This window comes from Phycisphaerales bacterium, assembly GCA_016699835.1.
GTDB lineage: Bacteria > Planctomycetota > Phycisphaerae > Phycisphaerales > UBA1924.
The window spans coordinates 2,412,272-2,436,875 of sequence record CP064987.1 but is presented as its reverse complement, the minus strand read 5'-3'; the positions used below and the strand labels follow the sequence as shown (position 1 = coordinate 2,436,875).

At 65.3% G+C, this 24,604-nt stretch carries 20 protein-coding genes; 14 read left to right on the top strand and 6 right to left on the bottom strand.

Going from position 1 to position 24,604, the window contains the following annotated elements; genetic code table 11:
• Window positions 1-16 precede the first annotated feature (16 nt).
• Both IPK69_10115 and IPK69_10110 read left to right on the top strand, forming a co-directional pair.
• Entirely contained in the window at window positions 17-1,081 is a 1,065-nt protein-coding gene (locus IPK69_10115; protein ID QQS08344.1) for a fatty acid desaturase, read from the top strand.
• A gap of 713 nt (window positions 1,082-1,794) precedes the next feature.
• Window positions 1,795-2,853, top strand: a complete 1,059-nt coding sequence (locus IPK69_10110) for an FRG domain-containing protein (protein ID QQS08343.1) — start codon at window positions 1,795-1,797, stop codon at window positions 2,851-2,853.
• A gap of 47 nt (window positions 2,854-2,900) precedes the next feature.
• On the opposite strand, the gene asnB is transcribed toward IPK69_10110, so the two are convergent.
• Window positions 2,901-4,742 carry an asparagine synthase (glutamine-hydrolyzing) gene (gene asnB / locus IPK69_10105; protein ID QQS08342.1) on the bottom strand — a complete coding sequence of 614 codons (1,842 nt, stop codon included), beginning with the start codon at window positions 4,740-4,742 and terminating at the stop codon, window positions 2,901-2,903.
• 62 nt (window positions 4,743-4,804) lie between these two features.
• Here asnB and IPK69_10100 point away from each other — a divergent pair, with 62 nt between their 5' ends.
• Window positions 4,805-5,098, top strand: coding sequence for a transposase (locus tag IPK69_10100; protein ID QQS08341.1), 294 nt, complete (start codon window positions 4,805-4,807; stop codon window positions 5,096-5,098).
• A 203-nt stretch (window positions 5,099-5,301) separates the two neighbouring features.
• On the opposite strand, the gene IPK69_10095 is transcribed toward IPK69_10100, so the two are convergent.
• From IPK69_10095 to IPK69_10085, 3 genes are all read right to left on the bottom strand, one after another.
• Window positions 5,302-5,745, bottom strand: a complete 444-nt coding sequence (locus IPK69_10095; protein ID QQS08340.1) for a hypothetical protein — start codon at window positions 5,743-5,745, stop codon at window positions 5,302-5,304.
• Window positions 5,746-6,398: 653 nt separating this feature from the next.
• Window positions 6,399-6,770: a hypothetical protein gene (locus IPK69_10090; protein QQS08339.1), complete on the bottom strand. Its 372-nt coding sequence runs from the start codon at window positions 6,768-6,770 to the stop codon at window positions 6,399-6,401.
• Between the two features lie 299 nt (window positions 6,771-7,069).
• Window positions 7,070-7,621 carry a hypothetical protein gene (locus IPK69_10085; protein ID QQS08338.1) on the bottom strand — a complete coding sequence of 184 codons (552 nt, stop codon included), beginning with the start codon at window positions 7,619-7,621 and terminating at the stop codon, window positions 7,070-7,072.
• Between the two features lie 166 nt (window positions 7,622-7,787).
• On the opposite strand from IPK69_10085, the gene IPK69_10080 reads away from it, so the two are divergent.
• The 4 genes from IPK69_10080 (at window position 7,788) to IPK69_10065 (ending at window position 11,878) form a co-directional block, all read left to right on the top strand.
• Window positions 7,788-8,483 carry a hypothetical protein gene (locus IPK69_10080; protein QQS08337.1) on the top strand — a complete coding sequence of 232 codons (696 nt, stop codon included), beginning with the start codon at window positions 7,788-7,790 and terminating at the stop codon, window positions 8,481-8,483.
• A 159-nt stretch (window positions 8,484-8,642) separates the two neighbouring features.
• Window positions 8,643-8,825, top strand: coding sequence for a hypothetical protein (locus IPK69_10075; protein QQS08336.1), 183 nt, complete (start codon window positions 8,643-8,645; stop codon window positions 8,823-8,825).
• Between the two features lie 174 nt (window positions 8,826-8,999).
• A complete protein-coding gene (locus IPK69_10070; protein QQS08335.1) occupies window positions 9,000-10,244 on the top strand; it encodes an ArsR family transcriptional regulator in 1,245 nt (414 codons plus the stop codon).
• Window positions 10,245-10,369: 125 nt separating this feature from the next.
• Complete coding sequence (locus tag IPK69_10065; GenBank protein ID QQS08334.1) at window positions 10,370-11,878, top strand: adenosylhomocysteinase; 1,509 nt, start codon at window positions 10,370-10,372, stop codon at window positions 11,876-11,878.
• A 124-nt stretch (window positions 11,879-12,002) separates the two neighbouring features.
• Here IPK69_10065 and frr read toward each other — a convergent pair whose 3' ends face one another.
• Both frr and IPK69_10055 read right to left on the bottom strand, forming a co-directional pair.
• The gene (gene frr / locus IPK69_10060; protein ID QQS08333.1) at window positions 12,003-12,578 is read right to left on the bottom strand and encodes a ribosome recycling factor; all 576 of its coding nucleotides are present in this window, start codon (window positions 12,576-12,578) and stop codon (window positions 12,003-12,005) included.
• A 43-nt stretch (window positions 12,579-12,621) separates the two neighbouring features.
• Window positions 12,622-13,356, bottom strand: a complete 735-nt coding sequence (locus IPK69_10055) for a UMP kinase (protein ID QQS08332.1) — start codon at window positions 13,354-13,356, stop codon at window positions 12,622-12,624.
• Window positions 13,357-13,777: 421 nt separating this feature from the next.
• Between IPK69_10055 and IPK69_10050 the strand changes: the two genes are divergently transcribed.
• From IPK69_10050 to IPK69_10020, 7 genes are read left to right on the top strand one after another with little or no spacing between them, the layout of a single operon-like run.
• Window positions 13,778-14,749 (top strand): VWA domain-containing protein, encoded by a 972-nt coding sequence (locus tag IPK69_10050; protein QQS08331.1) that lies wholly within the window; start codon window positions 13,778-13,780, stop codon window positions 14,747-14,749.
• Window positions 14,746-16,050 (top strand): hypothetical protein, encoded by a 1,305-nt coding sequence (locus IPK69_10045; GenBank protein QQS08330.1) that lies wholly within the window; start codon window positions 14,746-14,748, stop codon window positions 16,048-16,050. Before IPK69_10050 ends, IPK69_10045 begins: the two co-directional genes overlap by 4 nt.
• Window positions 16,047-16,868: a MotA/TolQ/ExbB proton channel family protein gene (locus IPK69_10040; GenBank protein QQS08329.1), complete on the top strand. Its 822-nt coding sequence runs from the start codon at window positions 16,047-16,049 to the stop codon at window positions 16,866-16,868. The genes IPK69_10045 and IPK69_10040 overlap by 4 nt, the downstream gene beginning before the upstream one ends.
• A complete protein-coding gene (locus IPK69_10035; protein ID QQS08328.1) occupies window positions 16,865-17,293 on the top strand; it encodes a biopolymer transporter ExbD in 429 nt (142 codons plus the stop codon). Before IPK69_10040 ends, IPK69_10035 begins: the two co-directional genes overlap by 4 nt.
• On the top strand, window positions 17,290-17,700 hold the full coding sequence (locus IPK69_10030; protein QQS08327.1) for a biopolymer transporter ExbD: 411 nt from the start codon (window positions 17,290-17,292) through the stop codon (window positions 17,698-17,700). Before IPK69_10035 ends, IPK69_10030 begins: the two co-directional genes overlap by 4 nt.
• Entirely contained in the window at window positions 17,684-20,434 is a 2,751-nt protein-coding gene (locus tag IPK69_10025) for a hypothetical protein (protein ID QQS08326.1), read from the top strand. The genes IPK69_10030 and IPK69_10025 overlap by 17 nt, the downstream gene beginning before the upstream one ends.
• Window positions 20,431-24,540, top strand: a complete 4,110-nt coding sequence (locus tag IPK69_10020) for a hypothetical protein (GenBank protein ID QQS08325.1) — start codon at window positions 20,431-20,433, stop codon at window positions 24,538-24,540. The genes IPK69_10025 and IPK69_10020 overlap by 4 nt, the downstream gene beginning before the upstream one ends.
• Window positions 24,541-24,604: the final 64 nt, after the last annotated feature.

Sequence of the window (24,604 nt, the reverse complement as noted above, 5' to 3'; positions counted from 1 at the left end):
CAAGGAGAGATTCGCCATGTCGAGTCAAGGCACCGCTATCCCAGACATCGTTGACATCCTCACCGACATCAACGCCCCGGCTCCAAAGCCCGCCACCCCAACAGAACACCCCGCAGACCCAACCCCGAGTTGGTCTCTCAAACTCGTCAACGGCACCGTCGTCGTCATCCCCTTCCTGGGCCTTGTCGCCGCCGCCATCCTCCTCTGGGGCGTCGCCTTCGACTGGATCCATCTCGCCCTCTTCGTCGGCATGTACCTCCTCACAGGACTCGGCATCACCGTCGGCTTCCATCGCCTCTTCACCCACCGAAGTTTCAAAACCTACAAGGTTGTCTCCGCAACCCTCGCCATCCTCGGATCCATGGCCTTCGAAGGCCCGCTCCTCCGCTGGGTCGCCACCCACCGCCGCCACCACCAGGTCAGCGACAAACACGGCGACCCCCACTCCCCACACACCCATGGCGATGGACTCTGGCCCTCCATCAAAGGAGCCTTCCACTCCCACATGGGATGGCTCTTCGACCACGAGGTCTTCACCGCAGACACCCTTGGCAAATCCACCGACGCCAAGGACCCCTGGAAATACGTCAAAGACCTCTACAACGACCCCGTCAGCAGGGTCGTCAGCAAAACCTTCCTCCTCTGGGCCATGCTCGGCCTCGCCATCCCCGCCCTCATCGGTGGCCTCGCCACCATGTCCTGGATGGGCGCACTCCTCGGCTTCATCTGGGGCGGCCTCGTCCGAGTCTTCTTCGTCCACCACGTCACCTGGAGCATCAACTCCGTCTGCCACCTCTGGGGCTCCAGACCCTTCCGCAGCCACGACGAAAGCCGAAACAACCCCCTCTTCGGCGTCCTCGGCTTCGGCGAAGGCTGGCACAACAACCACCACGCCTTCCCAGCCTCCGCACGCCACGGCCTCCGCTGGTGGGAGTTCGACGCGTCCTACCTCATCATCAAAGCCATGCGCGCCCTCCACCTCGTCTACGACATCAAGGTCCCCTCGAAAGAACGCATCGCCGCCCAACGAGCCGACGCCCGCCCCCCTGCGACACAACCACCGTCACACCCCGCGGCCTGATCACAAGCGGGAAAACACACGCACGTCACAACCCCTCCTCGTGGGGCAGGCGTCCCGCCTGTGTCTACTTCTACTACAAGTTCTACCTGTCGCCCCCAACCAAACGCAGCCCCCTGCCACAACCGAGACGCGAATCCTCATCACCGATCAATCGACTCCCCAAGAAACCGAAACCGCACACTCGAAGCAAGGAAGCCGGGTGCCATCAGTTGGCCGCTCTGGGCCAACTGATGCAAGAGTCTCCCGTCCACCAGTAATCGCTCTCGCCAGCATCCGCGAGCGTGACAGAAATGAATCAGATGCCCTATGTCCCGCCAGATGCCCCAAGGCGATGCCCTGGTGCCGCACATATCCAGGCCTCAAACGTGCACTGACCAGAATCCACAAGCGCACCGACTCATAATCAGCACGCCGAGTGGCCGCACGTACCCCGGCCCCAAAGGGGCCAAGGCCTGTAGCCACGGGTGAAGCAAAGCGCAACCCGTGGACACCCGCGCCCCAGTACCCCCCTGCCCCAAAGGGGCAGCGGAGACGCCTTACTCCATTACAGATCCCAATCACGTCGCTTGAGCGATGATACCCATCCGATCTATTCTTCCTTCGATCACGCCCTGTCAGCACAGAATTGACTGAACCCTGCTACACCCGGCATGTACGATGAAAAGAGGTCTGAGTAGGACGCCGCACTCCTTGCACTCACCGGGTTACTCTTGATGGCCAACATTATGAGTACAGACACGAAGCCAAACAACGCTGTGGAACGACTTGATCTCGACACGGCTGAGGAATTTCTCAATCACATTCGCACAAGCAGCACATATTGGACTCCATACGGCTCGCATCGATGCCCATGGCTGTTTCGCGGCCAGTCCAATGTTGACGACCCGCTGATACCAACACTGTGGCGATATCTCTCGAATAGTTCAACAGCAACTGAGTGGAGAGGAAGTAGTGCTCCTAAACTTGCTCGCAGATGGAAGGATTTGAGAGAGAGAATCGTCCTCAAAAGATCCGTTGCCTCACGTTCGCAACACCTCCCTGATGATGTGCGTGAACGTTTCAAAGATGTCATGGCATTAATACAAATCGAACGAGATTCGGTCCGTGAGTTTGTTGATCAGGCCGATTCGATTGGAATTCCATTGGAGCAGTGGCCTGCCAGTCACCGCATTGAAATCGCTCCTCTCAATATCGAAATGGGATGGAAAGTTGGACACTTTCTCTCGATGAAGGATCCCATACCCGCCGGCCAGCAGATCACATGGGCATTCGCACGTCATCATGCCATTGATTGCCGCCTACTTGATTGGACACGAAGCGCAACATTTGCGTCATTCTTCGCTGCTCGAAAAGTTGAAGACCCAAGTCCTGTCGGATCCGATCGACGTATCTGTGTGTGGGCACTCCGACGCCAGCGATACTGGGTTGACAAATACGGTGGCGAACTCCAATATGTCACGCCCGCACGAGCGCGAACGAGCTTCCTGTTTGCGCAAGAAGGGGTACTGATATTTGATCCTTTTGTGTTCTTGGAGTACCTGAACTCCGGAAACTGGGTACCGCTAGACGTGACAATTAATGAGGCGATTTCAATTCAGGATACAGACCCGCCATTGGAAAACCCGTTCATGCGATGCCTGACGCTACCTGCATCTCAAGCACACGCCTTGCGGCTGGCTCTCATGGCCGAGGGGGTGTCTGATGCGAAACTGATGCCCACACTCGACAACGCTGCTGCAACTGCTAAGTGGATAGCCGAACACGGAGAGTGAGCGATCCAGCGGCTTCTGTCGCTCATCGCTTTCTGCGGTGTCTACTGCTACCCCCACCACCTCCCCGCCCACATCGCCACATTCGCCACAGGCCACGCCGCGATCGACCGCCGCGCCGCATCCGGCGCCGTCAACGCCTCCCACGCGGCCTCAGTAAACCACTCCCGCGCCGGGCTTCCCGCGAACACATCCTCCAGCCCCGCCCCCACCATCCACTCCTGGAACGGCAGCGGAAAACTCGCCTTCGCCCGCGTCAGCACCTCGACCGGCACGCGATCCGCAAACGCCCGCCGCAGCACCACCTTCGTCCCCGCCGCCCCCTCCACCCCGCCGTCATACTTGTCCCCCATCAACAGCGACTCCGCAAACGCCGCCACCCGCGCATCCGCCAGCGGCGTTCGCCCCTCCACGCCCGCCCGCATCATCGATGAATCCAGCCGCGTGAGCAGCCCCTCCAGGTTGATCCGCCGCAACATCCGCAGCGCCACCTGCAACGGACTCGCCTCGCGCTGCGACAACTCCTCCCACCGCCCGCGATACCACTCCATGAGCCCGCGCCCCGACTCCGCCTCCCGCAGCGCCCGCTCGCTCAGCACCTCCCCCAGCATCGACGCCGGCAGCCACGACGCCGCTCGCAGCATCGCCATCCCCCCGTCAAACCGGTCCGCCCTCGCCCCGCCGCTCTCGCTCTCGACCGCCTCCATCAGCAGGTGATACCCCGCGAACAACTCGTCCGCCCCCTCCCCCGAGAGCGCCACCACCACGCCGTCCTCGCGCAGCCGCCGCGCCACCTCATAGATCGCCACCTCATTCGGCGTGGACAACGGCACCCCCGCCCCCTCCACTAGCCATCGCCACCGCTCCACAAACATCTCCCGAGTCACCACCGCCGTCGCATGATGTGTCCCGAGCGCGCGCGCAACACGTGTCGATACATCAAGATCATCCCCGCCCGCCGCCCCGGCCACATATGTTCGTAACACGGCATTCTCGGCAAACGTTTCACGTGAAACACTCGTAAGAATCGTGCTATCCAATCCACCACTGAGCAAACAACATACCGGCACATCCGACCGCAAATGCCGCCGCACCGAATCCTCCACCACCGCACGGCATTCCTCCACCGGGCGTTCCAAGTGGCACCGCTCGATCGGCGTGATCCGCCGAGACAGCCGCAGGCGAGGCCCCGAGAAATCCACCTCGATCGACTCGCCCGGCTCGAGCGTGCGCACGCCCTCGAACATCGTCCGGTGCCCCAGCGTGGTGCGGATGGTGACCAGATACGCCGCCACGCCCAGCATGTCGGGCGTGGGCGAGATCGCCGGATGCTCGAAGAGGGCGTGGGCCTCGCTGGCGAAAGCGAGTTCGCGCTGGTCGGGCGAGATGCAGTAGTACAGCGGCTTGATGCCGAGCGGATCGCGGGAGAGGAGGGCCTTTCGGGCGGCCATGTCCACGTAGCAGAGCGCGTGCATGCCGCGGAGGAGTCTTGGGACCTCGCCGACGCGCCAGTCGCGGCCGCCGCGGGCGAGGCACATATGTAATATGGTTTCGGTGTCGCATGTTGTTTCGAATCGGGTGCCGGGGAAGGCGGCGAGGTGGTCCTTGCGGAGTTCGGCGTCGTTGTAGAGTTCGCCGTTGTAGACGAGTGCGGAATGCCCGCGTGTCATCGGCTGGTGCCCGCCGGAGCCTGGGTCGATGACGCTCAGGCGGCGGTGGGCGAGCAGGATGCTGGGCGAGTCGGCTGAATCGGTGGCGGCGTCCGGCCACACCAGCACGCCGGCGTCGTCGGGCCCGCGATGGGCGAGGGCGTCGCGCATGCGGACCACATCGCCCCGCGTGGCTTGGGAGCGATGCCCATGGGCACAGAGGATGCCGACCAGGCCGCACATGGGGTGGTGTATCGGCTCGATGCGGCGTCGGGCGGGAGTTGGGTGTGCGTGGGATGCGGTCGATGCCGCTGCCGTGCCGAACGCCGAACCTCAACGCGCATGTTGAACGGCTGTTCCAGAGCGTCCAGGCCGAATGTCTTGATCACTTTGTGATCTTCGGCACGCGGCATCTGGACTACATGCTCCGCGAGTACGTCGACCACTACAACCGTGACCGGCCGCACTCGTCGCTGGAGTTTGCGGCGCCGATGGATCGGAGGCGGCCGACCCGTGCCGGGCCGGTTGGTCGCCTTGAGGTCCGCTGCCGATCAAGACTAGGTGGCGTGATCAAGCATTACTACCGAAAGGCCGCGTGATGCTGATTGCGGGCTGAGTTGGCCGCTAGTTCTGGCGGGCTGAATATTTGTACAGGAAGTATTTGTACAGGAAGCTTGGCGGCGTAATCAAGCACTACTACCGGAAGGCGGCGTGATGCGAATGCGGGCGGAACTGCCACCGAATCAGGCGAGATGAATATTTGTACAGGAAGGATGAATATTTGTAAAGGAACCAAGAGGCACTATGCTGACATACTCCAGCCACACTCAACACACTTTCGATCACCGGTGGTATTTAATGGGTATGCACAGCGTGGGCAAAGTCCCAAATGCAAGCGACGAATGCCGCGAACATCGAGCAGTATACGAGAGCAATATAGAAATGTGAGTGCTGTGAATAACGATGCGATCAATGCAAATGATAATCTTACGGCGCCAGGCCTTGAAATAATTAAAGTCGAAGCATTCGGAGTGTGGAAAATAACATCATTGGCTCCAACATGCAATCCAGAATCAGCTAATGCCTTTATGAAGCACGCGTCATAGGTGGCGTCGATTTCACCTGGACGAGAAACAAGTGCCTTGTACTCATCTGGAATAGTTGCAACTCTGCCAGTCCTGCTAAACTCATCAACTCTTTGAACTCTGGTAAAAAACCACCATTCAGTGTCGCTGACAACTGACACGCCAGCTCCTCCAATGAATACATCGTATGGGTTGCTGGACGATGTGAACGATGTAAATAATTGTCCGTTGCGAGAGTATGCAAATGCCGCTGAATAGCCATGAGATACTGGAAGAAGTCCGACCTGCAGTACGGAGAGTCTCCAGAATAGTCCTGTGACAGACACACAGGCCAGGGTGATTAGTGAGTTACGCAGTATCATGTTCAGAAATGACTACGGGCGGGTGGCGTGGGTTCCTCAGGTTTGGGTGCCATCAGTCGGTTGCTCTGAACCAACTGATGCTCTTTCGATGAGTGTAGGAACGTGTGGCGTCCGCGCTCTCTCTGGTGGGTGCCACGAGACGACGGCGGCTCTGGGCCGTCGCCTCGTGCGGCGGTGTCGATTCGCGATGAGGAGGCGACACCCGTGCGGTGGAGCGGGGTGTCCGTCGTCACACGACGCCCGGTATCAGTTGGCCGATCCGCCCATCGCAGGTGCGGCCAACTGATGGCACCCGAGGCAGGGGTCGAGCCATGACACCTGTCGTGTGCCACGAAGGGATGTAGAGGAAAGTAGGGGCAGGCGGGCCGCCTGCCCCACGAGAATTGGTAGGGTGTGGGATTCACCACTCTGGAGAGTGGTGCCACCGAAGAGTCGTCGGCGTCCTTGGGCGATCACACCCAGACCTGGACGACCATGTGTTGTTCTTTGGTTTTGCCCTGCCATTCGCCGATGGCGGTGGTGACGAACTTGACCTCGTATTGGGGGTGGGCGTCGAGCCATTCGTTGACGGATTGCTCGAGGAGGGCGAGGGCGTCGTCGTTGAGTTTGCAATGGAAGCAGCGGACGTGGATGGCGCCGGTGCCTGTCACGTTGGGGGTGCGGTCCCACTCGTCCTCGTGGCGTTTGGCGCCGAACTTCTGTTCGAAGGCCGTGATCTTTGGTGGCGGCGGCTCGGGGGGGAGGACGTCGTCGTGGTCCTGGCGTTGTGATGTTGGAGATGGAGTGCCGAGGGGGGCGCCGAGGGGGCGGTTGTGGCGGATCATCCCCCCCCCTCCACCACCCCCCCCACCGCCTGCACCACCCCCCGCACTACCTCCACCACCATTTCCCATGGGACTCTCGGGCGAGAAGAGCGTGTTCGGCATGGTCGGCCTCCCTGTGTCGTGCGGGGCCGCCTTTGGCGCGCGGTCCCTGGTCAAGACGAGTGGCGGTCGACGGGCGTTGGTGTGGCCGGCTTTCTCGGGAGAGTTCCCGTGTGTGGCCGGGGCACGCCGAGGTAGCCCGGCGGTCCGTCCTGTGTGAGATCCTTCCCACCCACCATACCAGAATTGGGATTTTCGGGTCAGGGTTTGTGGGTCACGAGGACGAAACGGGCGAGGACGCCCGGGGGGAGGGCGCGCGGCCATGCGGCGGATTCTGGCTCGCGGGTGAGCGTGGCGGCGTATTCATGGACACGTAGAAGATGGCCCTCGGTGAGGGGCCAGCGGGCGATGAACTCTAACTGGTTTTCTGACAGCGACTTCCAGTGGATCTCGCCGGTGGCGAGGCGGGTGAGGGAGCCGCGGGGTGTGCCGAGGGGGATGGCGTCGGATGGGGGTGGGAGTGGGCCCTGGTGGAAGAGGTAGAGGGCTCGGTGGTTGTCGAGGCGATCGGCGGAAAGGGTGATGCTGGGTTGGAGGCGATCGGGGCGGGTGTCGGTGCCGTCTTTGAGTCGGAAGGCGAGCAGCGAGCGGGAGTTGGGGTCGTTGTGTGGATCGGGGCGGCAGTGCAGAGGGAGTTCGAGGAGCCAGTCGAGGTGGGTGGGGATGGGCGAGGCGTCGGGCATCTCGTGGAGGAGGACGACCGTGCGTGTCGGCGGGCCGAGGGGAGTGGTGTCACGCGGGGTGGTGGACATGGGCAAGGTTCTGTGGAGCCTTGGGCACGCGGTAGTGCGGGAACGTTGTGGGGATCATCGAATGAGCGGGTTGGGTTTGAGTATGATGCCGACCTGTGCCATCTGGCGTGCGGCGGGCTGCCGCGCCTTGGTTGTGGGGCACAGCGAGAGCCAATGGAGTGTACGGATGGGACGGACTTCGACTCGGGCGGTGGTGTTGGGCGCGATCTCGAGCGGCGCGATGCTGGTCGCGATGGCGGGAATGTTCGGCGGGTGCGCGAAGAAGGAGCGGCCGCTGTACACGGTGCTCGAGTCGGCGGACCGGCACGCGCTGTACGCGCGATATCCCGAGTCGCTCAAGGACTACAGCGAGTATCTCTCGCGCCGGCCCGACGACGTCGAGGCGCGTGTGCGGTATGGCGAGACGCTGCTGAAGGCCGGGCAGGCGCAGGAGGCGACGTACGAGTTCCGCCTGGCGCTCGACACGCGTCCGGGGAACCAGCACTACGCGGAGTTGCTCGCCGAGGCGATGTATCAGGCGGGGAGCAAGGACGAGTTGATGACGTTCCTGCGGCACCGGATCGAGGAGCGTGGGAATGCCGAGGACCACTCGCTGCTTGGGATCTATGCGCACAAGTGCGGGTTCAATGACGAGGCGGAGCAGGCCCTCAAGACGGCGGCGCGGCTCGACGGCGGAAAGTCGTTCGTGCACGAGTTCAACCTCTCGAACTTCTACGGCGACATCAACGACCGCGTGAGCGCGATCCGGCATCTGCGGTACGCGTACGCGATCGCGCCCAAGGATCCGGGCGTCCTGAAGATGATGAAGGTGTACAACCAGGTCGAGGGGTCGACGTTCGGCGCGGTGCCGGAGTACAACTGAGGGCCGGTGGTCACGCGATCACGCGGCGACGCGATGCGGTTCTCGGGCCTTTGCTCCGGTGTTGCTGCGTTGGAGATGGTCGTGAACAGGGCGTCGTCTGTAGCAGACGGCGTGGTTTTTGTTCCTGACGAGGGCTTTTCTACTCTCGAAGAGGGCTGAATGACGCTCGTGCAGGGCTTTTTTGTTCTCGTAGAGGGCCATTTTGTTCTCGTAAAGGGCCTTTTTGTTCTCGTGAAGGGCTTTACAGCTCTCGTCAAGGGCTTTACGGCTCTCGTCAAGGGCTTTACTACTCTCGTCAAGGGCTTTTTTGTTCCAGAAAACGTCTGGAGAACTTCCGGATGATGCCCTGTGGGCTTGGAATAGGGGTGGAGGGCCATGGAGCGGGTCTGGGTCTAGGCCGGATGGGCCTGGACGGGACTCGAACAGGCTGATTTGGCGGCCACAATCGGGTGGGGTGTTTGGCGTCGGAGTTTGCCGAGGGATGTCGCGGCTTCTACCATTCATCCGGATGAACGGATGAAGCACAAAGCCACCCCAACTCCGCGTGCACCCCACCCCAAGCCCCAGGTAGATCCGGCGAGCCCGGCCGCGCCCTTGGCGGGGGCGGGGGCGGGGGTGGGGGTGGGGGCGGGGGTGGGGGTGGGGTCGGCGAGGCGCCGGGCCGGTGACCGGGAGCCTTCGGCTCGGGTCTCGCCGGTGACCGAGCGGCTGGCGGCGCTCAGCGAGCGTGTGCGGCTGCGCATCTTGCGGATCCTCGAGATCGAGGAACTCTCGGTGGGCGAGGTGGCGAGCGTGGTGCAGTTGCCGCAGTCGACGGTGAGCCGGCACCTCAAGGTGCTGGCCGAGGGCGCGGGGGGATCGGGAACGAGTTGGCTGGTGCGCCGCAACGAGGGGACGCAGACCTTATATCGATTGGTGCTCGACGATCTTCCGTTGGAGTCGCGGGCGCTGTGGCTGGTGGTGAAGGACCAGTTGATCGGCGTGGCCAGCGGCGCGAACAGCGTGAGCGATCCGGAACTCGATGAGGACCTGCGGCGGCTGCGGGCGGTGATCGAGGAGCGGCGGACCGACAGCGAGTCGTTCTTCGGGCGCGTCGGCGGCGGGGGCGGGAGCGAGTGGGAACGCGTGCGCGAGACGCTGTATGGCTCGTCGTTCACGGCGGTCTCGCTCTTGGCGCTGGTGTGGCCGGACTGGCGTGTGGCGGACCTTGGGTGCGGGACGGGGAACGCGGCGGAGTTGATCGCGCCGTGGCTGTCGAGCCATGAGCGCGGGTGGGAGGGGGGCGTCGGGGGGGGCGTCGGGGGGGGCGTCGAGAAACGAGTGGGTGGGGTGATCGCGGTGGACTCGTCGGCGGCGATGCTGGAGTCGGCGAGGGCGCGGCTGGCGCGATTCGACAACGTGCGGTTCGTCAAGGGGGACCTCGAGAAGTTGCCGAGGAACGTCTTTGGGGACGGCACGGTGGACGCGGCGGTGTGCGTGCTTGTGTTGCACCACGCGGACGATCCCAGGGCGATCCTTCGCGAGATGCGTCGCGTGCTCACGACCGAGCGCGGCGGTGGGATCGCGCTGATCGTGGACATGCTGCCGCACACGCGCGAGGCGTACAAACGGACGATGGGGCACAAGCACCTTGGCTTTGAGCCGGCGACGATCCGCGCGTGGGCGCTGGAGGCGGGGTTTGGCTCGTGCGAGGTGACGCCGCTGCCGAGTGAACCGGAGGCGATGGGGCCTGGGCTGTTTGCGTGCGTGGCGAGGATCTAAAGGCGAACGCAGAGGATCAGAGGGAGAACAGAGGAAGACAGATAAGAGCGAAGAGACGAAGAGACGAACGACTTTATTTGGCAATTTGGCCATTTGACCATTTGGACATTTACAAAGGAACTGTCATGCCCCCGACGAAAGCACCGAGTATGAAGATGAAGAGCAACAAGTCTGCCGTGAGCACGCCCGATTATCGCGTGAAGGATCTGACGCTGCACCGCCTGGGGCGCGATGAGATCCGTCTCGCGGAGTATGAGATGCCCGGCCTCATGGCGATCCGCAGCCGGTACGCGAGCAAGAAGCCGCTCAAGGGCGCGAAGATCGCGGGGAGTTTGCACATGACGGTGCAGACGGCCGTGCTGATCGAGACGCTGGTGGAACTCGGCGCTGATGTGCGCTGGTGCTCGTGCAACATCTTCTCGACGCAGGACTCGGCGGCGGCGGCGATCGCGGTCGGCCCCAAGGGGACGCCCGACAACCCCAAGGGGATCCCGGTCTTCGCGTGGAAGGGCGAGACGCTGGAGGAATACTGGTGGTGCGTCGATCAGACGCTGACCTGGCCGGACGGCTCGGGGCCGAACATGCTGCTGGACGACGGCGGCGACGCGACGCTGCTCGTGCACAAGGGCGCGGAGTTCGAGAAGACCGGCAAGGTGCCGGCCTATAACGCGAAGAGCGACCCCGAGGAATGGAAGTATGTCCTGGACACCATCCGCAACTCGATCGCGGACCGGCCGGGGCGCTTCACGAAGATGGGCAAGGACATCGTCGGTGTGAGCGAGGAGACGACAACGGGCGTGCACCGACTGTATGAAATGCAGAAGAAGGGGCAGTTGCTCTTCCCGGCGATCAACGTGAACGACAGCGTCACCAAGAGCAAGTTCGACAACCTGTACGGCTGCCGGCACTCGCTGCTTGACGGGCTGAACCGCGCGACGGACGTGATGCTCAGCGGCAAGGTCGCGATCGTGTTCGGGTATGGCGACGTGGGCAAGGGATGCTGCCAGGCGCTGCGCGGGCAGGGCTGCCGCGTGCTCGTCACCGAGATCGACCCGATCTGCGCGTTGCAGGCGTGCATGGAGGGGTACCAGGTGGTGCTCGCCGAGGATTACATCGAGTCGGCGGACATCTTCATCACGGCGACGGGGAGCAAGAACGTGATCACCGTGCAGCACATGGCGCGAATGAAGGACAAGGCCGTCGTCGCGAACATCGGGCACTTTGATAATGAGATCGACATGGCGGGGCTCGCGAAGTTCCCCGGGGCGAAGCGCCACGTCATCAAGCCGCAGTTCGACGAGTGGACGTTCCCGGCGGGGAAGGGCGTGAAGGCGCACTCGATCCTGGTGCTGGCGGAGGGGCGGCTCATGAACCTGGGCTGCGCGACGGGGCACCCGAGTTTCGTGATGAGCAACTCGTTCACGAACCAGGTGCTGGCGCAGATCGAGTTGTTCACGAACACGAAGGCGTACGAGAAGAAGGTGTACGTCCTGCCCAAGAAACTCGACGAGGAGGTCGCGCGGCTGCACCTCGACAAGTTGGGAGCGAAACTGACGAAGTTGAGCAAGGAGCAGGCGGAGTATCTGGGCGTGTCGGCGGATGGACCGTACAAGCCGGATCACTATCGGTATTGAGTTGTAGAGTGAGAAGCACAGGCGGGACGCCTGCGCCACGAGTCTGAGAAGGATCAGGGCTGGAGCGAGTGCTCCAGCCCTTTTTCATTGCGGGACGACGTGATGTCGAGCCAACGACGGTCGCTCAGACTTCCTGCACTTCCTTCATCTTGTTGTTGGTGAGGGTGTCGACGTTTTCCTCGGCCTTTTTGGTGAGGCTCTGGATCTCTTCCTTGAGGGTGTCGATCTCGTCCTCGGGGAGGCCGCCGGTGGGGGCTTTGGCGAGGGCGTCGGCGTGCTTGTTGGCGTCGCGGCGGATGTTGCGGATGGCGACCTTCTGCTCTTCGGCGAGTTTCTTGCACTGGGCGACGAGTTTCTGGCGTCGCTCGGAGGAGAGCATGGGGATCGTGATGCGGAGTTGCTTGCCCTCGGGCATGGGGTTGAGGCCGAGCCCCGCGCCCTCGATGGCGGTCTTGATGGCGGCGACGCTTCCGGCGTCGAAGGGCTTGACGAGGAGTTGGCTCGGCTCGGGGACGCTGATGGCGGCGAGGGACTTGAGTTCGGTCATCGAGCCGTAGTAATCGACTTTCACGAACTCGACGAGGGCGGGGTGGGCGCGGCCTGTGCGGATGCCGCGGAACTCCTGCTTGAGATAATCGACGGCCTTCTCCATGTGCTCTTCGGCGAACAGGAGGATGGAATCGGGATCGGTGAAGGACATGGATGGCTCCTTGGCTGGTCGGGTGGTTGATCGGGTGGGGTTCTTACGAAGGCAAGAGAAGGGTGCCGATGGGGTCCTTTCGGACGGCCTTGGCGATGTTGCCGTGCTTCTTGTAATCGAAGACGAGGACGGGGAGTTTGTGCTCGCCGCACATGGCGAGGGCGGTCATGTCCATGACGCGGAGGTTTTTGCTCAAGGCCTCGGCGAAGGTGAGGCGGTCGAAGCGTGTGGCCTTGGGGTCCTTTTTGGGGTCGGCGGAGTAGACGCCATCGACTTTGGTGGCTTTGAGCAGGACATCGCAGGCGAGTTCTGTGGCGCGGAGGGCGGCGCAGGTGTCGGTGGTGAAGAAGGGGTTGCCCGTGCCGGCGGCGAGGATGACGACGCGGCCCTTTTCGAGGTGGCGCAGGGCGCGGGAGCGTATAAACGGCTCGGCGACGGCGCGGATCTCGATGGCGGACATCACGCGGCAATCGACCCCCTCGGCGAAGAGGGCTTCCTTCAGGGCGAGGGCGTTGATGACGGTGCCCAGCATGCCCATGTGGTCGGCGGTGGCCTGCTCGATGCGGCCGGCTTCGGCGAGGGAGGCGCCGCGGATGATGTTTCCGCCGCCGACGACGACGGCGATCTGGGTGGCGCCGGTGGCGGCCTTGATCTCCTTGGCGATGGAGGAGAGTTCCTCGCCATCGATCCCGAACTGGCCCGGCTTGGCGAAGGACTCGCCGGAGAGTTTGAGGAGGACCCGGCGGTAGGGCTTGGATGCGTCGGCGTGGTTTGGCATGGTTTGGGGCGGCTGGGGCGGGATGGTGGCGTGCGTGGGCTGGCGGAAGGGACTTTGCCCAAGGATATGTCTGGAAATCGGTTGGGTGGGCCAATGGGGGCGAACCAGGGGCGTTTCGGCGTCGAATCGACACGTATGGGCGGGTCACGCGTTGAGCGGGTGACATGCTGGGGGTGACGAGGGGGTTGCAACCCGGCTCGGGCGATGTCTGTAGACTGTTGGGGCGGCCCCCAATGGTCGCTACCCGCACGAGCGTCGCACGACCCGCGTGGCGGATCCTGCGCGAACGGGGTCTGGAACCAGGCTTGGCGTGGGCGGCGTGACCCCGAGCATGGGCGTGCGCGAAGGACTCTCATGCCGAGTGCGTGAGCGCGTGGCGTGTCGCCGATGATGTGTGACAACGCCCGCCCGAGCGATATCCATGAAGAAGGTTGTGACGGAGTACGTTGAACTGCAGAATGACCGCGACGCGGAGGTTCCGCCCAGCCTGCGGGTACTGCTGTGGCGTTGGGGGAGGCGGGCGGCGGTCGTGGGCGTCCTAGTTTCGGTGGTCGTCCACATCCTGATGGCGCTGATGTCGATGCTGATCGGGTGGGGCGGGCCGGCGGGGCCGGGGCGGGTGGACTCTGAGGGGCCTGGTGTCGAGTTCGCGGTGGCGTCGGAGGAGGAGTTGGCGTCGCTGCAGGACAGTGCCGTGGCGCTTGATGCGCCGGCCGTCCCGGAGATGTCGATGCAGGAGCCTGTGGCGGCGGACCTGATGGACGCGAGCGCGGCGAGCGGGCTGGAGGGCGCGATCGGGGAGATCTCGGACATCGGCACGCTCGCGGGGGGCGGCGACGTGGGCACATCGGGCGAGGCGATGGGCGGCGCGGGTGGCGGCGGGGCGAGTTTCTTCGGCGTCGAGGCGACGGGGAACCGCTTTGTGTACATCGTCGACGTTTCGGGGTCGATGGGTGTCGGCGGGAAACTCGATTCCTTGAAGGGGCAGTTGAGCGAGTCGATCCGGTCGCTGTCGGAGACGGCTCAGTTCATCGTGCTGCCGTATAGCGATGGGGCGATGCCACTGGGGAACAAGACGGAGTGGACCGAGGCGGTGTGGAGCGGGAAGCGGTGGGCGATCGCGGAGATCGGGAATCTGCATGATGCGGGGGGGACGGTGCCGCTGCCGGCGTTTCAGGTCGCGTTCGCGATGAAGCCGCGCCCCGAGGCGATCTATTTCATGACCGACGGCGAGTTCGACCCGGTGACGGCGGACGAGATCGCGGTGCTGAATGCGAAGTTGCGTGTGCCGATCCATTGCATCTGCTTCGGGACGCGGGACTCAGAAGAGGTGATGAAGCAGATCGCGGCGCTGAGCAAGGGTTCGTACACGTTTATCGCGGGGCCCCCATGAGACGAGGTGTGTGGACAGCCTCTCGTGTGGGTGTGACGGCGTTGGCGGTGTCGTGGGTGTGGGCCGCGCCTGTGATGGCCCAGGACGCCGCACCTGTGAAGGGCGCGGGGAAGGGTGATGCGGCCCCGGCGGAGGCGAAGGAGGTCTTGACCGTGATGCTGCGCGCTGGTGATGCGCGGCGAGCCGGGTGGGAGCGGGCGGGCGTCGAGTCGCTCTCGGCGGCGGGAGTGACGATCCGGCAGCGTGACGCCGACGGGAAGATGGCGGCGACGGTGATCGGGTGGGATCGTGTGGGGTCGATCGAGGGTGCCGCGGCGGGGACGGAGCGTGCGGCGAGTATCACGACGTGGCTGGAGGGCGGGCAGGACCTGTGGCGGGCGCGCGAACGGCTGGAGCGCGGTGATGTTCCCGGGGCAGAGCCTTTGTTCGAGCGGGTGATGCCGATGTTCGCGCGGGAGGAAGGCCCGACGGCGGCGATCGCGTCGGCGGGATTGGTGCGATGTCGATTGGCACGGGGCGTGCAGACGCTAGCGCTGGAGCCCTGGCTCGTGTGGGTGGGGTCGGGCGTCCCGATCTCGGAGTTGTTCGCACGATCGGAGGATCGCGAGGCGCTGGAGCGCGGGCTGGAGTTTGATGCGGAGTTGGGGCTGGTGTCGTCGCTCCCGCCGATCTGGCAGAAGACGCCGGCGGTGCAGGCGCTGGCGCGCGGCGAGACGCTGAGCGAGGTGAGCCACCTGTCAGAGGACGCTGGTCCAGCGCGACGACGCGCGTCTCGACTTGCCGGGTTGTATCTGGCGGCGGCGCGTGGCGAGTGCGGGCTGGAGGTCGGCGATCTCTCATTGCTGCTTCGGATCGAGGGGAATGACCCGGGGCTGTCGCTGGTGTCGAGCCTTGTGGCGGCGCGGCTTGGCGATGAATCGACGCGTGCCAAGGCGCGGAGTGAGTTGCGGGGCATGATCGAGGCGCGATCGGGCGGGTGGGTCGAGGCGTGGGTGCGCGTGGGGATCGGGCGATCGCTGCTGCTGGAGCCGGATGAGGAGTCGCGGCTCATGGGGATCGCGGAGTTGCTGCACGTTCCCGCGCGGCTGGAGCGGCACTCGGCGGCGCTGACGGCGCTCGCGCTGGCGGAAGCGTCGGCGGCGCTCGAGGCGATGGGCGACTCCGCGGGGGCGGCGAAACTCAAGCAGGAACTGGTGGTTCGGTATCCGAACAGTTCATCGACGGATTGGCTGCTGGCGAGGGGCACGGCGTCGGATGTTCCGGCAAAGGCTCCCGCGGGCGTGAAAGGCGAGGGTCCATGATCGTGCATTCGACGGTTTGGTCGTTGATCGACGTGACGCTGGCGCAGGCCGGCACGGGCGCGGCGTCATCGCGGACGCTGTGGCAGTACATCAAGGGCGGCGGGCCGATCGGGTATGTCATCATCATGCTATCGGTGGCGGCGGTGGCGCTCGCGATCGTGCATCTCTTGACGGTGCGCGACACGAGGCTGACGCCGCCGGAGGTGGTCGAGGGGCTTTCTCGGCACCTACGCGGGAACGACATCCAGGGCGCGCTTCGATTCTGTGACACGGAGGAGAATCGCTGCTTTGTGACGCGGGTGTTCGGGCAGGCGATGACGCGGTGCATGCGATCGCCGTTCGGGTTTCTGGAGATGCGATCGGCGCTCGAGGAGGCCGGGACGACCGAGGTGGATCGGTTGGGGCGGAGCACGGACGGGATCGCGCTGATCGCGCAAGTCGCGCCGATGCTGGGGCTCTTGGGCACGGTTGTCGGGATGGTGGGCGGGTTCGAGACGATCAGCACGACGGAGGGGGCGGCCCGGCCGGCGCAACTCGCGGGGGACATTTCGATCGCGCTCATCACGACGGTGCAGGGGCTGGTGGTCGCGATTCCGTGCCACGCGTTGTCGGTGTATTTCCGGAACAGGACGCAGCGGTTGGCGCTCCAGGCGGGTGAGGTGATCGAGGGCCTGGCGTCGGAGATCGAGGGCGCGGGAATGGGGCGTGGCGGGCGCGCCCCCACGCGACCGGGAGCGGCGCGTCCGGGCGTGCCGCCGGCGATGCCGCCGCAGGTGCCTCACGGCGTGGGCGCGGCCCGGGAGACGGGAGCGCGATGACTCGCACCCGGCGCATCGAGGCGGGCGACGGCGTCTTTGACATGACGCCGATGATCGACGTGGTGATGCTGCTCATCATCTTCTTCATGTTCACCTCGACGTTCTCGCGCGAGGCTCGGACGCGCGTGGACCTCCCTGAGGTGAAGGGCGAGTCGCTCCCCGAGGCGTCGCGCGCATCGCTGACGATCGATGTGAGTGCCGAGGGTCGGTACTTTGTCGGCGGCGAGAGCGTGCTGATGGATCGACTCGTGCAGATCGTGGGGCACACCATCACCGAGGTTGGCGGCGCCGACAAAGTGCACGTGCATATTCGCGCGGACCGGAGCGCCGGGGCGCACTCGATCAACCTCATCGCGGATCGGCTAAGCGTCTTGGGCGTGAAGAGTTGGCAACTGGGAACGTCGGGGCAGGGGGGGATGCCATGAGACTGCTCCGCGCTGCGCGAGAGGAATCGGCGACGATGCCGCTGGTCTCGCTTATCGACGTGGTGTTCCTGCTGCTGATCTACTTCCTGGTGACGGCCCAGATCACGCCGCCGGAGAGCCAACTGGCGTCGGGGCTTCGGGCAGAGCGTCAGGGCGCGGGAGCGGGGCGAGACCTGCAGCCGCAGATTGTGAGCGTTGAGAGGCAGGGCGACGCGGAGGTCTTTCGAGTCGGGGGGCAGATCGTGACCGATGGCGCGACGCTGACGCGCGTGCTCAAGCCTTTGCCCAAGGAGGTCGGTGTGTTCGTTCGCGGATCGTCGTCGGTGCGTGTGGACTCGATCGCGACGGCGTTGCAGTCGTGCAAGGACGCCGGGTTTATCAAGGTGAGTTATGTCCCCGCGAAGTAGAGCCTGGATCCAACTCGTTGGACTTGGCGCGTGGGCGGTGCTCGCCTCCGCGGCTGTGGCGCAGGTTTCCGGGGATGCGCGGCTCGAGCAGTATCTCCGGGATCGCGGGTTGGATCGCGTTTTGGGGGCGCACCTTCGGGCGCGACTTGCGACGAGCGTGGAGGCCGATCGCGTTCGGGCGGCGGAGGAACTCGGGAGGTTGTATGTGAGGCTGCTCTCGAATGTGCAAGACCCGAAGGAGCGGGCGCTTGTGGAAGCGCAGGCCGAAGATCTGATGCGCCGCGTGCCGGGGGCCGAGACGTTTGAGTTGCGATTGGATCTGGCGAAGGCGACGTATTTTCGGGGCGAGGAGATCGCCGAGCGGCATCGGCTGCGGCTAGCGACGGAGGCCGAGGTGGCCGAGGCGAAGGATGTGCTCGATCGCGCGGCGGTGATCTTCCGTGAGGTCGGCGACAAAGTCGATCGGCGTGTGGCGTCTCTTGAGTCGCGCCAGGAGCGGGCGACCGACAGCGTGCTTGCCGAGGTGCGGAGCGACCTGGAGGACGCCCGGCGGCTTCGGTCGTTGGCGAAGTATTACTCGGGGTGGGTGAAGTACTACAAGGCGGAGTTGACGGGTTCGTCGGGCACGATCGCGTCGGCGCTTGTCGACTTTGGTGTGATTCTGAACGCGACGCCCGGCAAACCGCCGACTCTGGATCGCTTGCCCCGATCGCTGCTGGTCCATGAGCACGTGGCTCGGGCGTCGGTGGGCGCGGCGCTATGCCAATCGATGCAGGGGAACGACGTCGAGGCGCTGCGCTGGCTGGACGAGGTCGCGGGGGAGTCGGGCGTGCCGGTTGGTGTGGCGGAGCAGATCTTTGGGAGGCGCATGGTCGTGCTCGCGGGCGCCAAGCGGTGGAGCGACGCGATGGTGCTCCTGGAGCGGCGGCTGCGCGAGGACCATGACGGCGTGCAACGCGAGTTGACCCTTTCGGAGGCACGGTTGGTGGCGGTGCTCGCGCTCGAGGGCGCGACGGCGAAGGGCGTCTCGGGCGGGACCAAGCGGATGATCGACGACCTCACGCAGTTGGGGTTCGGGGCGCTCATCGCGAGGGGCGAGATCGGGCACGTGCTTGATCTGGTCGCGAAGTATGGCACGGCCCCGATCGGGAGCGAGGGGTTCGTCGTGCTCTATGTGCGCGGGCTCCAGTCCTTCGATCGCGCACGAACCATGCACAAGGTTGGCGAGGACCCGGACGCGCCGACGGCTCGAGTGTCGGTCGCGAACGAGTATCGCGACTCGGCGAAGATTCTGGAGTCGGCGATCGGGTCGTCGGACGCGGAGAAGTTCGCGAGCGAGCACTCCAGGGTGCGGACGCGGATCGGGCTGGCGCGGTTCTATGCGGGGGACTTTGGCGAGGCTGCCGAGGCGTTCACGCGGGCGTACGACGCGACGACGAGCGAGGCCGGGGGCGTTCGTCGGGACGCGCTGTGGTTCGCGATCGTCGCGCTGGACATGGGGATCGAGCGTGGGAAGCCTTCGCTCGCGAAGGAGCGGGATCGGCTGGCGGTTCTGTATCTCAAGAACTATCCCGCGACGGACAATGCCGTGCGGTTGCTCCTGCGTCAGAGCGGGACGGAACTGATGAGCGAGGAGGAGGTGCTGAAGGTGCTGCTGGGGGTGGCGCCGGACGCACCGACGTATGAGGCGTCGCGGTTGCAGGCGTCGCGTCTGCTGTATCGTGCGTACCGGCGGAGTGCCGCTTCGGATCGGGAGTTTTCGGCTTCGCGGTTTGTGGAGGTCTCGCTCCCCGTGCTGCGACTGCTCGCGACGCGGGCGTCATCGGGGACGGAGGAGCCTTCGCGTGACGCCGCCCAGCAGGTGGTGATCCTGGCTCGACAGATTGCCGACGCGCTCCTGGCGAGTGGGTCGGGCGATGTGGACAAGGCCGAGGAGATGGTGCACACGGTGGAGACGGTGGCGAGTTTCCACACGATGGACATCTCGTCGGTGGAGCCGGAACTCGCGTATCGGCGGTTGCAGATCGCGATGGCGAGGCGGGCCGAGGATCGTGTGGAGCGCGAGTTGGCGTTTCTGCGTGAGCAGGGCGGGGCGTTCGCGCGGGCCGCGGATCAACTGCTGTACAAGCGCGCGACCGACCAGTGGCGTGTGAACCCGGGCTCGATCGATGCGGCGCGCGACGTCGTCCGGCACGGGCTGATGATCCTCGAACAACTCGGCGCGGGGAACGAGGCGACCCGGTCTGTGGTGCGTGATCGCGTGGCGAGCGCAGCGGCGGCGATCTGGGAGAGCGATCACGACGAACTGATGCGCGACCGCGCGATCGCGCTCGATCAGGAGGCGTTGAAGGCCGGGACACGCACCGCCGAGACCTTGCGCCGGCTTGGCACGCTCCTGGAGAGCACGGGCGACGTTCGCGGCGCGCAGGGGGCGTGGCGTGATCTTTCGAGCGGGTTGGCCGAGGGCTCCAAGGATTGGTTCGAGGCGCGGTATCACACGATTCGGTTGCTCGCGAAGATCGACGCTTCGGCGGCCCGCGAGGCGATGAAGCAGCACGTGCTGCTCTATCCGAACTATGGACCTGACCCGTGGGACGCGAAGTTCAGGATGCTCGAGGTGGAGATTCCTGATGCGCCGCCGGCTGGCGCGGCACCCGCGACGCCGGGCACAAACGGAACGGGTGCGGGTGGTGGACCGAAGACTCCATTACCTTCGAGCGGAGGTGCCCGATGATGGGTCCCTCGAACGCGATCGAGCGGTTCTTTGGTGGCGAGGCGATGGAAGGGCCGTTCGCGCTCCTGGGGATCGCGCCCGAGTCGTGCACGGAAGGGTCGATCATCCGCGCGCTCGAGACACGCCTGTCGATGCTCGCGGCTCATCCCGAGGGCGCGACGGGTGAGGCCCATGAGGTTCGGCTGGCGCTGCACGCGGCGGCGGCGCAGTTGCTCGAGAGTGCGCCCGCGATGAGTGGCCCCACAGTGGGGGAGAGCGCTGTTGATGTCCGCGAAGCGGCCCAGCGACGGATGGACCATGCCGTCATCGCCACGCTCGCGCAGTTTGGCGGGTGGAACCGATCGTCGCTGCATCGGCTGCTGCTTGTGGCCCAGACCGTGGGCGTGTCGGCCCCGGAACTGATGGGGTCGATCCAGCGCCTGGCGACGGGGCTTGCGGTGCCAGCGGTGCAGGGAGTGCGCTCAGCGGCCTCTGCACCGGCGCACGCGAACCCCGCCACTTATGCCGCGCCGAGTTCGTCGCATAGGAGTTCGATGCACACCGCGCCGCCGCATCAGAGGAGCGATGCCACAGCACTCCAGCCATCGACAGGCGACCTCGGGTCAGACGTGCAGGTGAGTCAGCCACGTCCGACGGCGTTTGCCGAGATGGGTGGAGCGGTACCAACTCCGCCAATCCCTCTCGATGAGGTGTATCCAGAGGAACTCGAGCAAGCCGACCCTGTGCGCTCGATGCTCATGGTGGCGGGCGTGCTGCTCGTCGCGGTCGTGGTCGTCGCGGTAGGTGTTGTCGTGTATCTCTCGTCGATGCGCGGAGGCTCGACGGCACGATCGACGGGCACGACGCCGATCGATGGAACAACTGCGGCCGACAGCACGTCGAGTTCGTCCACGAACGCCACGAAGCCAAAGGAGTACTTCCCCACTTCGACGCCAAAGACGACGCCATCGACGGAGTCTTCGGCACCGTCCGAGGATGCCTCTCGCCAGACGATGGACGGACTGGTGCGTGAGATTCAAGCGATCCGCAGCGAGTTGGAGACCGATACCGAGGCTGCGGTGGCGCGCCTGGCACGTGTGTGCGAGCGTGCGGGGCGGGTGTGGGTTCGGTCGCCTTTGGATCGATCGATCGCGGTGCAGAGTGCGATCATCGAGTCGCTGTATCGCGTCTCCGATCGGCGTGAGTTGTGCGTTCGCGTGATCGACTCGGCGCTCCAGCCCCTGGACCGGCTCTCAGCGGCGTCGAGCGCGACGGGGGCGGCTTCGGTGCTCACCGCGGACGACGTTCTGCCGGCGATCTGGGCGTGCGGGCTTGGAGCGCGGCTGTCGCGCGAGCGTGACCTTCCCACGTGGGTCATGGGCGAGATCCGGTCGCGCATGGGGGGGCCGGGCCTCGCGGGGTTGCACGTGCGCGAGGGATCGTTCCAGGCCGGCGCGATCGCGGCGATGGCGATCGTCTCCGCTCGACTCGTCCCCAGCGGCGAGACCATCGAGGGGCGATCGTCAGAAGTCACGCTCGCCTACGACCAGTGGCTCATGGGGCTGGACGCGCTCGGGCTCTCGCCCCTGGAGCACGATCGCGTCGCGCTGACGGCGATGGAACAACTGATGCGCGGGCCCAAGGAGCCGACGCTGAGCAAGGGCGTCTTCGACGCGATTGGACGACTTGCTCGAGCGTCCTCGTGGAGCGCGGGGCAGGGGGCACGCACGTCGCTCATCCGATGGTTCGACGACGCGACGATCAGCGAGGCGGATCTGCACGCGGTGACGTCGTCGCTCCTCGACTTTGCCTCGGGGGATGGCTTTGACGTCTCCATGGTGCTCGGGGCGTCGGCGGGCCCGATCGCGAGGGCGGAAGTTCGCGATCGTTTGCGCACGGCGTGGGGGCTTGATCCCGGCAAGGGCCGGCAGGAGTTGATCGACGCGTGGCTCGCGCGAGCGCCGGGCGTGATCGGTGCCGACACGACGCTCAATCCGAAGTTGAGCGAGACACTCGATCGGGCGGCGACGCTGTCGAGACTGTCGGCGGATGCGGCTCTCGCGTGGGCCGGGGAGACCATCTCCACGAAATCAGGCGACCCGACACAGATCCAACTCTCCGGCTCGCCCTCGGGCGCGTGGGCCGGAACCTCGGTCTCGTACACGCTGCGCCTCAACGCGCCGACGGGTTCTGGCCCGTGGCTTGTGCAGTATCAGTCGACGCGAGATCCGCGTGTGCGCGGCGAACTCCTGGCGTCATATGCGCCCTCGAGCGACGCCCTGGCCGAGGCCGAGGCTCGGGTGATCGTGGACGACGCGCTCAAGGGGAACTCTGCGTTGCGTCAGGCAGCGACTCGCGTGGTGGCGCGGAACTCCGGGCATCCGGCGTTCGTGCTGGCGTGTCTCGACGCGACGGCGCTCGCGCCGCTGACGCGTGACAACGCGAACTTCTTCGAGCGGATGAGCCGCACGCTCCTCCCTGCGCCACGTGATCCGTCTTTCCGTGCGATGGCCAGACGCGGACTCGTCGAGCGGCTCCTCGAACTCTCCGCCGGGTCTGATGAACTGCAAGGCGTGGATGCTCAGGCAATGGCGCTCGCCGCCTCGGCGCGCTCGCGAACCGAGACCGCGATGGGCATCCGTCCCGTGAAACCCAGCGTGTCCGGCGCCACACCAACGGCGAACGATCCAATTCCGTTGTCGGTCGAGCCTGCGGATCAGGCCGCGGACGCGCTCGTGGCGGCGTGGCGGCTCGAGGCGGATCGGCACACGCCGACGGGGGTCGAGGCACTCTCGATCCGCGACATCGAGGCCCGCGCGTCAGCCCGATTGCGCCTGGCCGAGGGTCCGGCCCAGCGGTATGCCGCCCACCAGGTCACGATCGCCGAACTCCTGGCGTACACGATCTCGATCGAGAGGCCCGGCGACTCCGGGGCGATCCGTGACGTGCTCGACGACCTTGGCGTGTCGCGGCGCACCGCGACGCACGTTGTCGAGCAGATCCTTGCGGGCGAACTCGCGCACGCGAGGCTGTGGCAGGTGCGGCTGGGCGGCGCGCCGTCATCCATGGCCCAGGCCGGCGGTCCTTCGGGATCGGGAGCTGGGGTGACCTATGTGCTCGGGATGAACGGGCCTGATGCCGCGGTCCAACCCGCGACGCCGGCGTCGGCGGATGCGTCCGCGGACACCACGCCGCGCTCGGCCACGTCGAACCCAACTCCCGAAACCTCGCCCGAAGACGGAACCGCCGCGCCAGCACCCGCCCCACCGCGACGCCTCATCACCTCGGCCTTCGACGAGGTCGAGCGTGAAGCGATCACGCCTTGGGCAGGGCGATTGGGCGAACTCTCGCCGAGCGAGGCTCGAGGGTACTTCCTGCTCGCCGAGGAGGTCGCCGATGCTGCGGGTGATGACGTGGGCACGCGCCGTCTTGCGATTCGTCTGTACACGCTCGCGTTCACGCATGCCGACGATTCACCCGCGGGGCGAGAACTGGCGGCGTCGGCATGTCTGGGGCTTGCCGACGTGAGCGGACGCGTGGCGCACACGCGCTGGCTGTCGGCCCTCGCACGGTCGCTCGACGCGAGGCACCAGCCGATCCTCATCCCGCGCGGCGAGACGGATTTCTCCGAAGATGGACTTGGCTATCGCCTCGCGTCGCTTATTGGTTTGATCCGATCGGGCGAGGGCATCCAGGCGCGGCGGATCCTGCAGGACGCCGAGGTCCGCTCCACGCTGATGCGGCTCGATCGTTTGCTCCGCGATTCGGACTTCCCGGGAGGTGTGCGATGGTTCGACCGCGAGGCCCGGGCCTGGCCTTGCACCGAGTGCGCGAACGACCGCGTTGTCCGCCGCGCACGGCCGGGCGGCGACGGGTTCGACACGCGCCTGTGCCCCATCTGCAATGGGCTTCCGGGGCCGACGCTGTCCACGCGACAACTCGCGTCGCACCTGCGCTTCGAGTCGTGGCTGTTGCACGGCGATCAACGCTCGTGGTCGGCCCAACTGAGTGTTGATCATGGCGAGGTCCTCCTCGATCCCGACCCCAGGGAAGTGCCCAAGGTCTTCGAGGTCGAGCCGACGCTCGATGTCTTCAGAGACGGCTGGTGGACGTGCGAGGCCCGGTAGACCGTGGTGTTCGACTATCATCGGTGCGTTTGAGAGCCTCGGCGCCGGTCGCCGATGGGCCGGC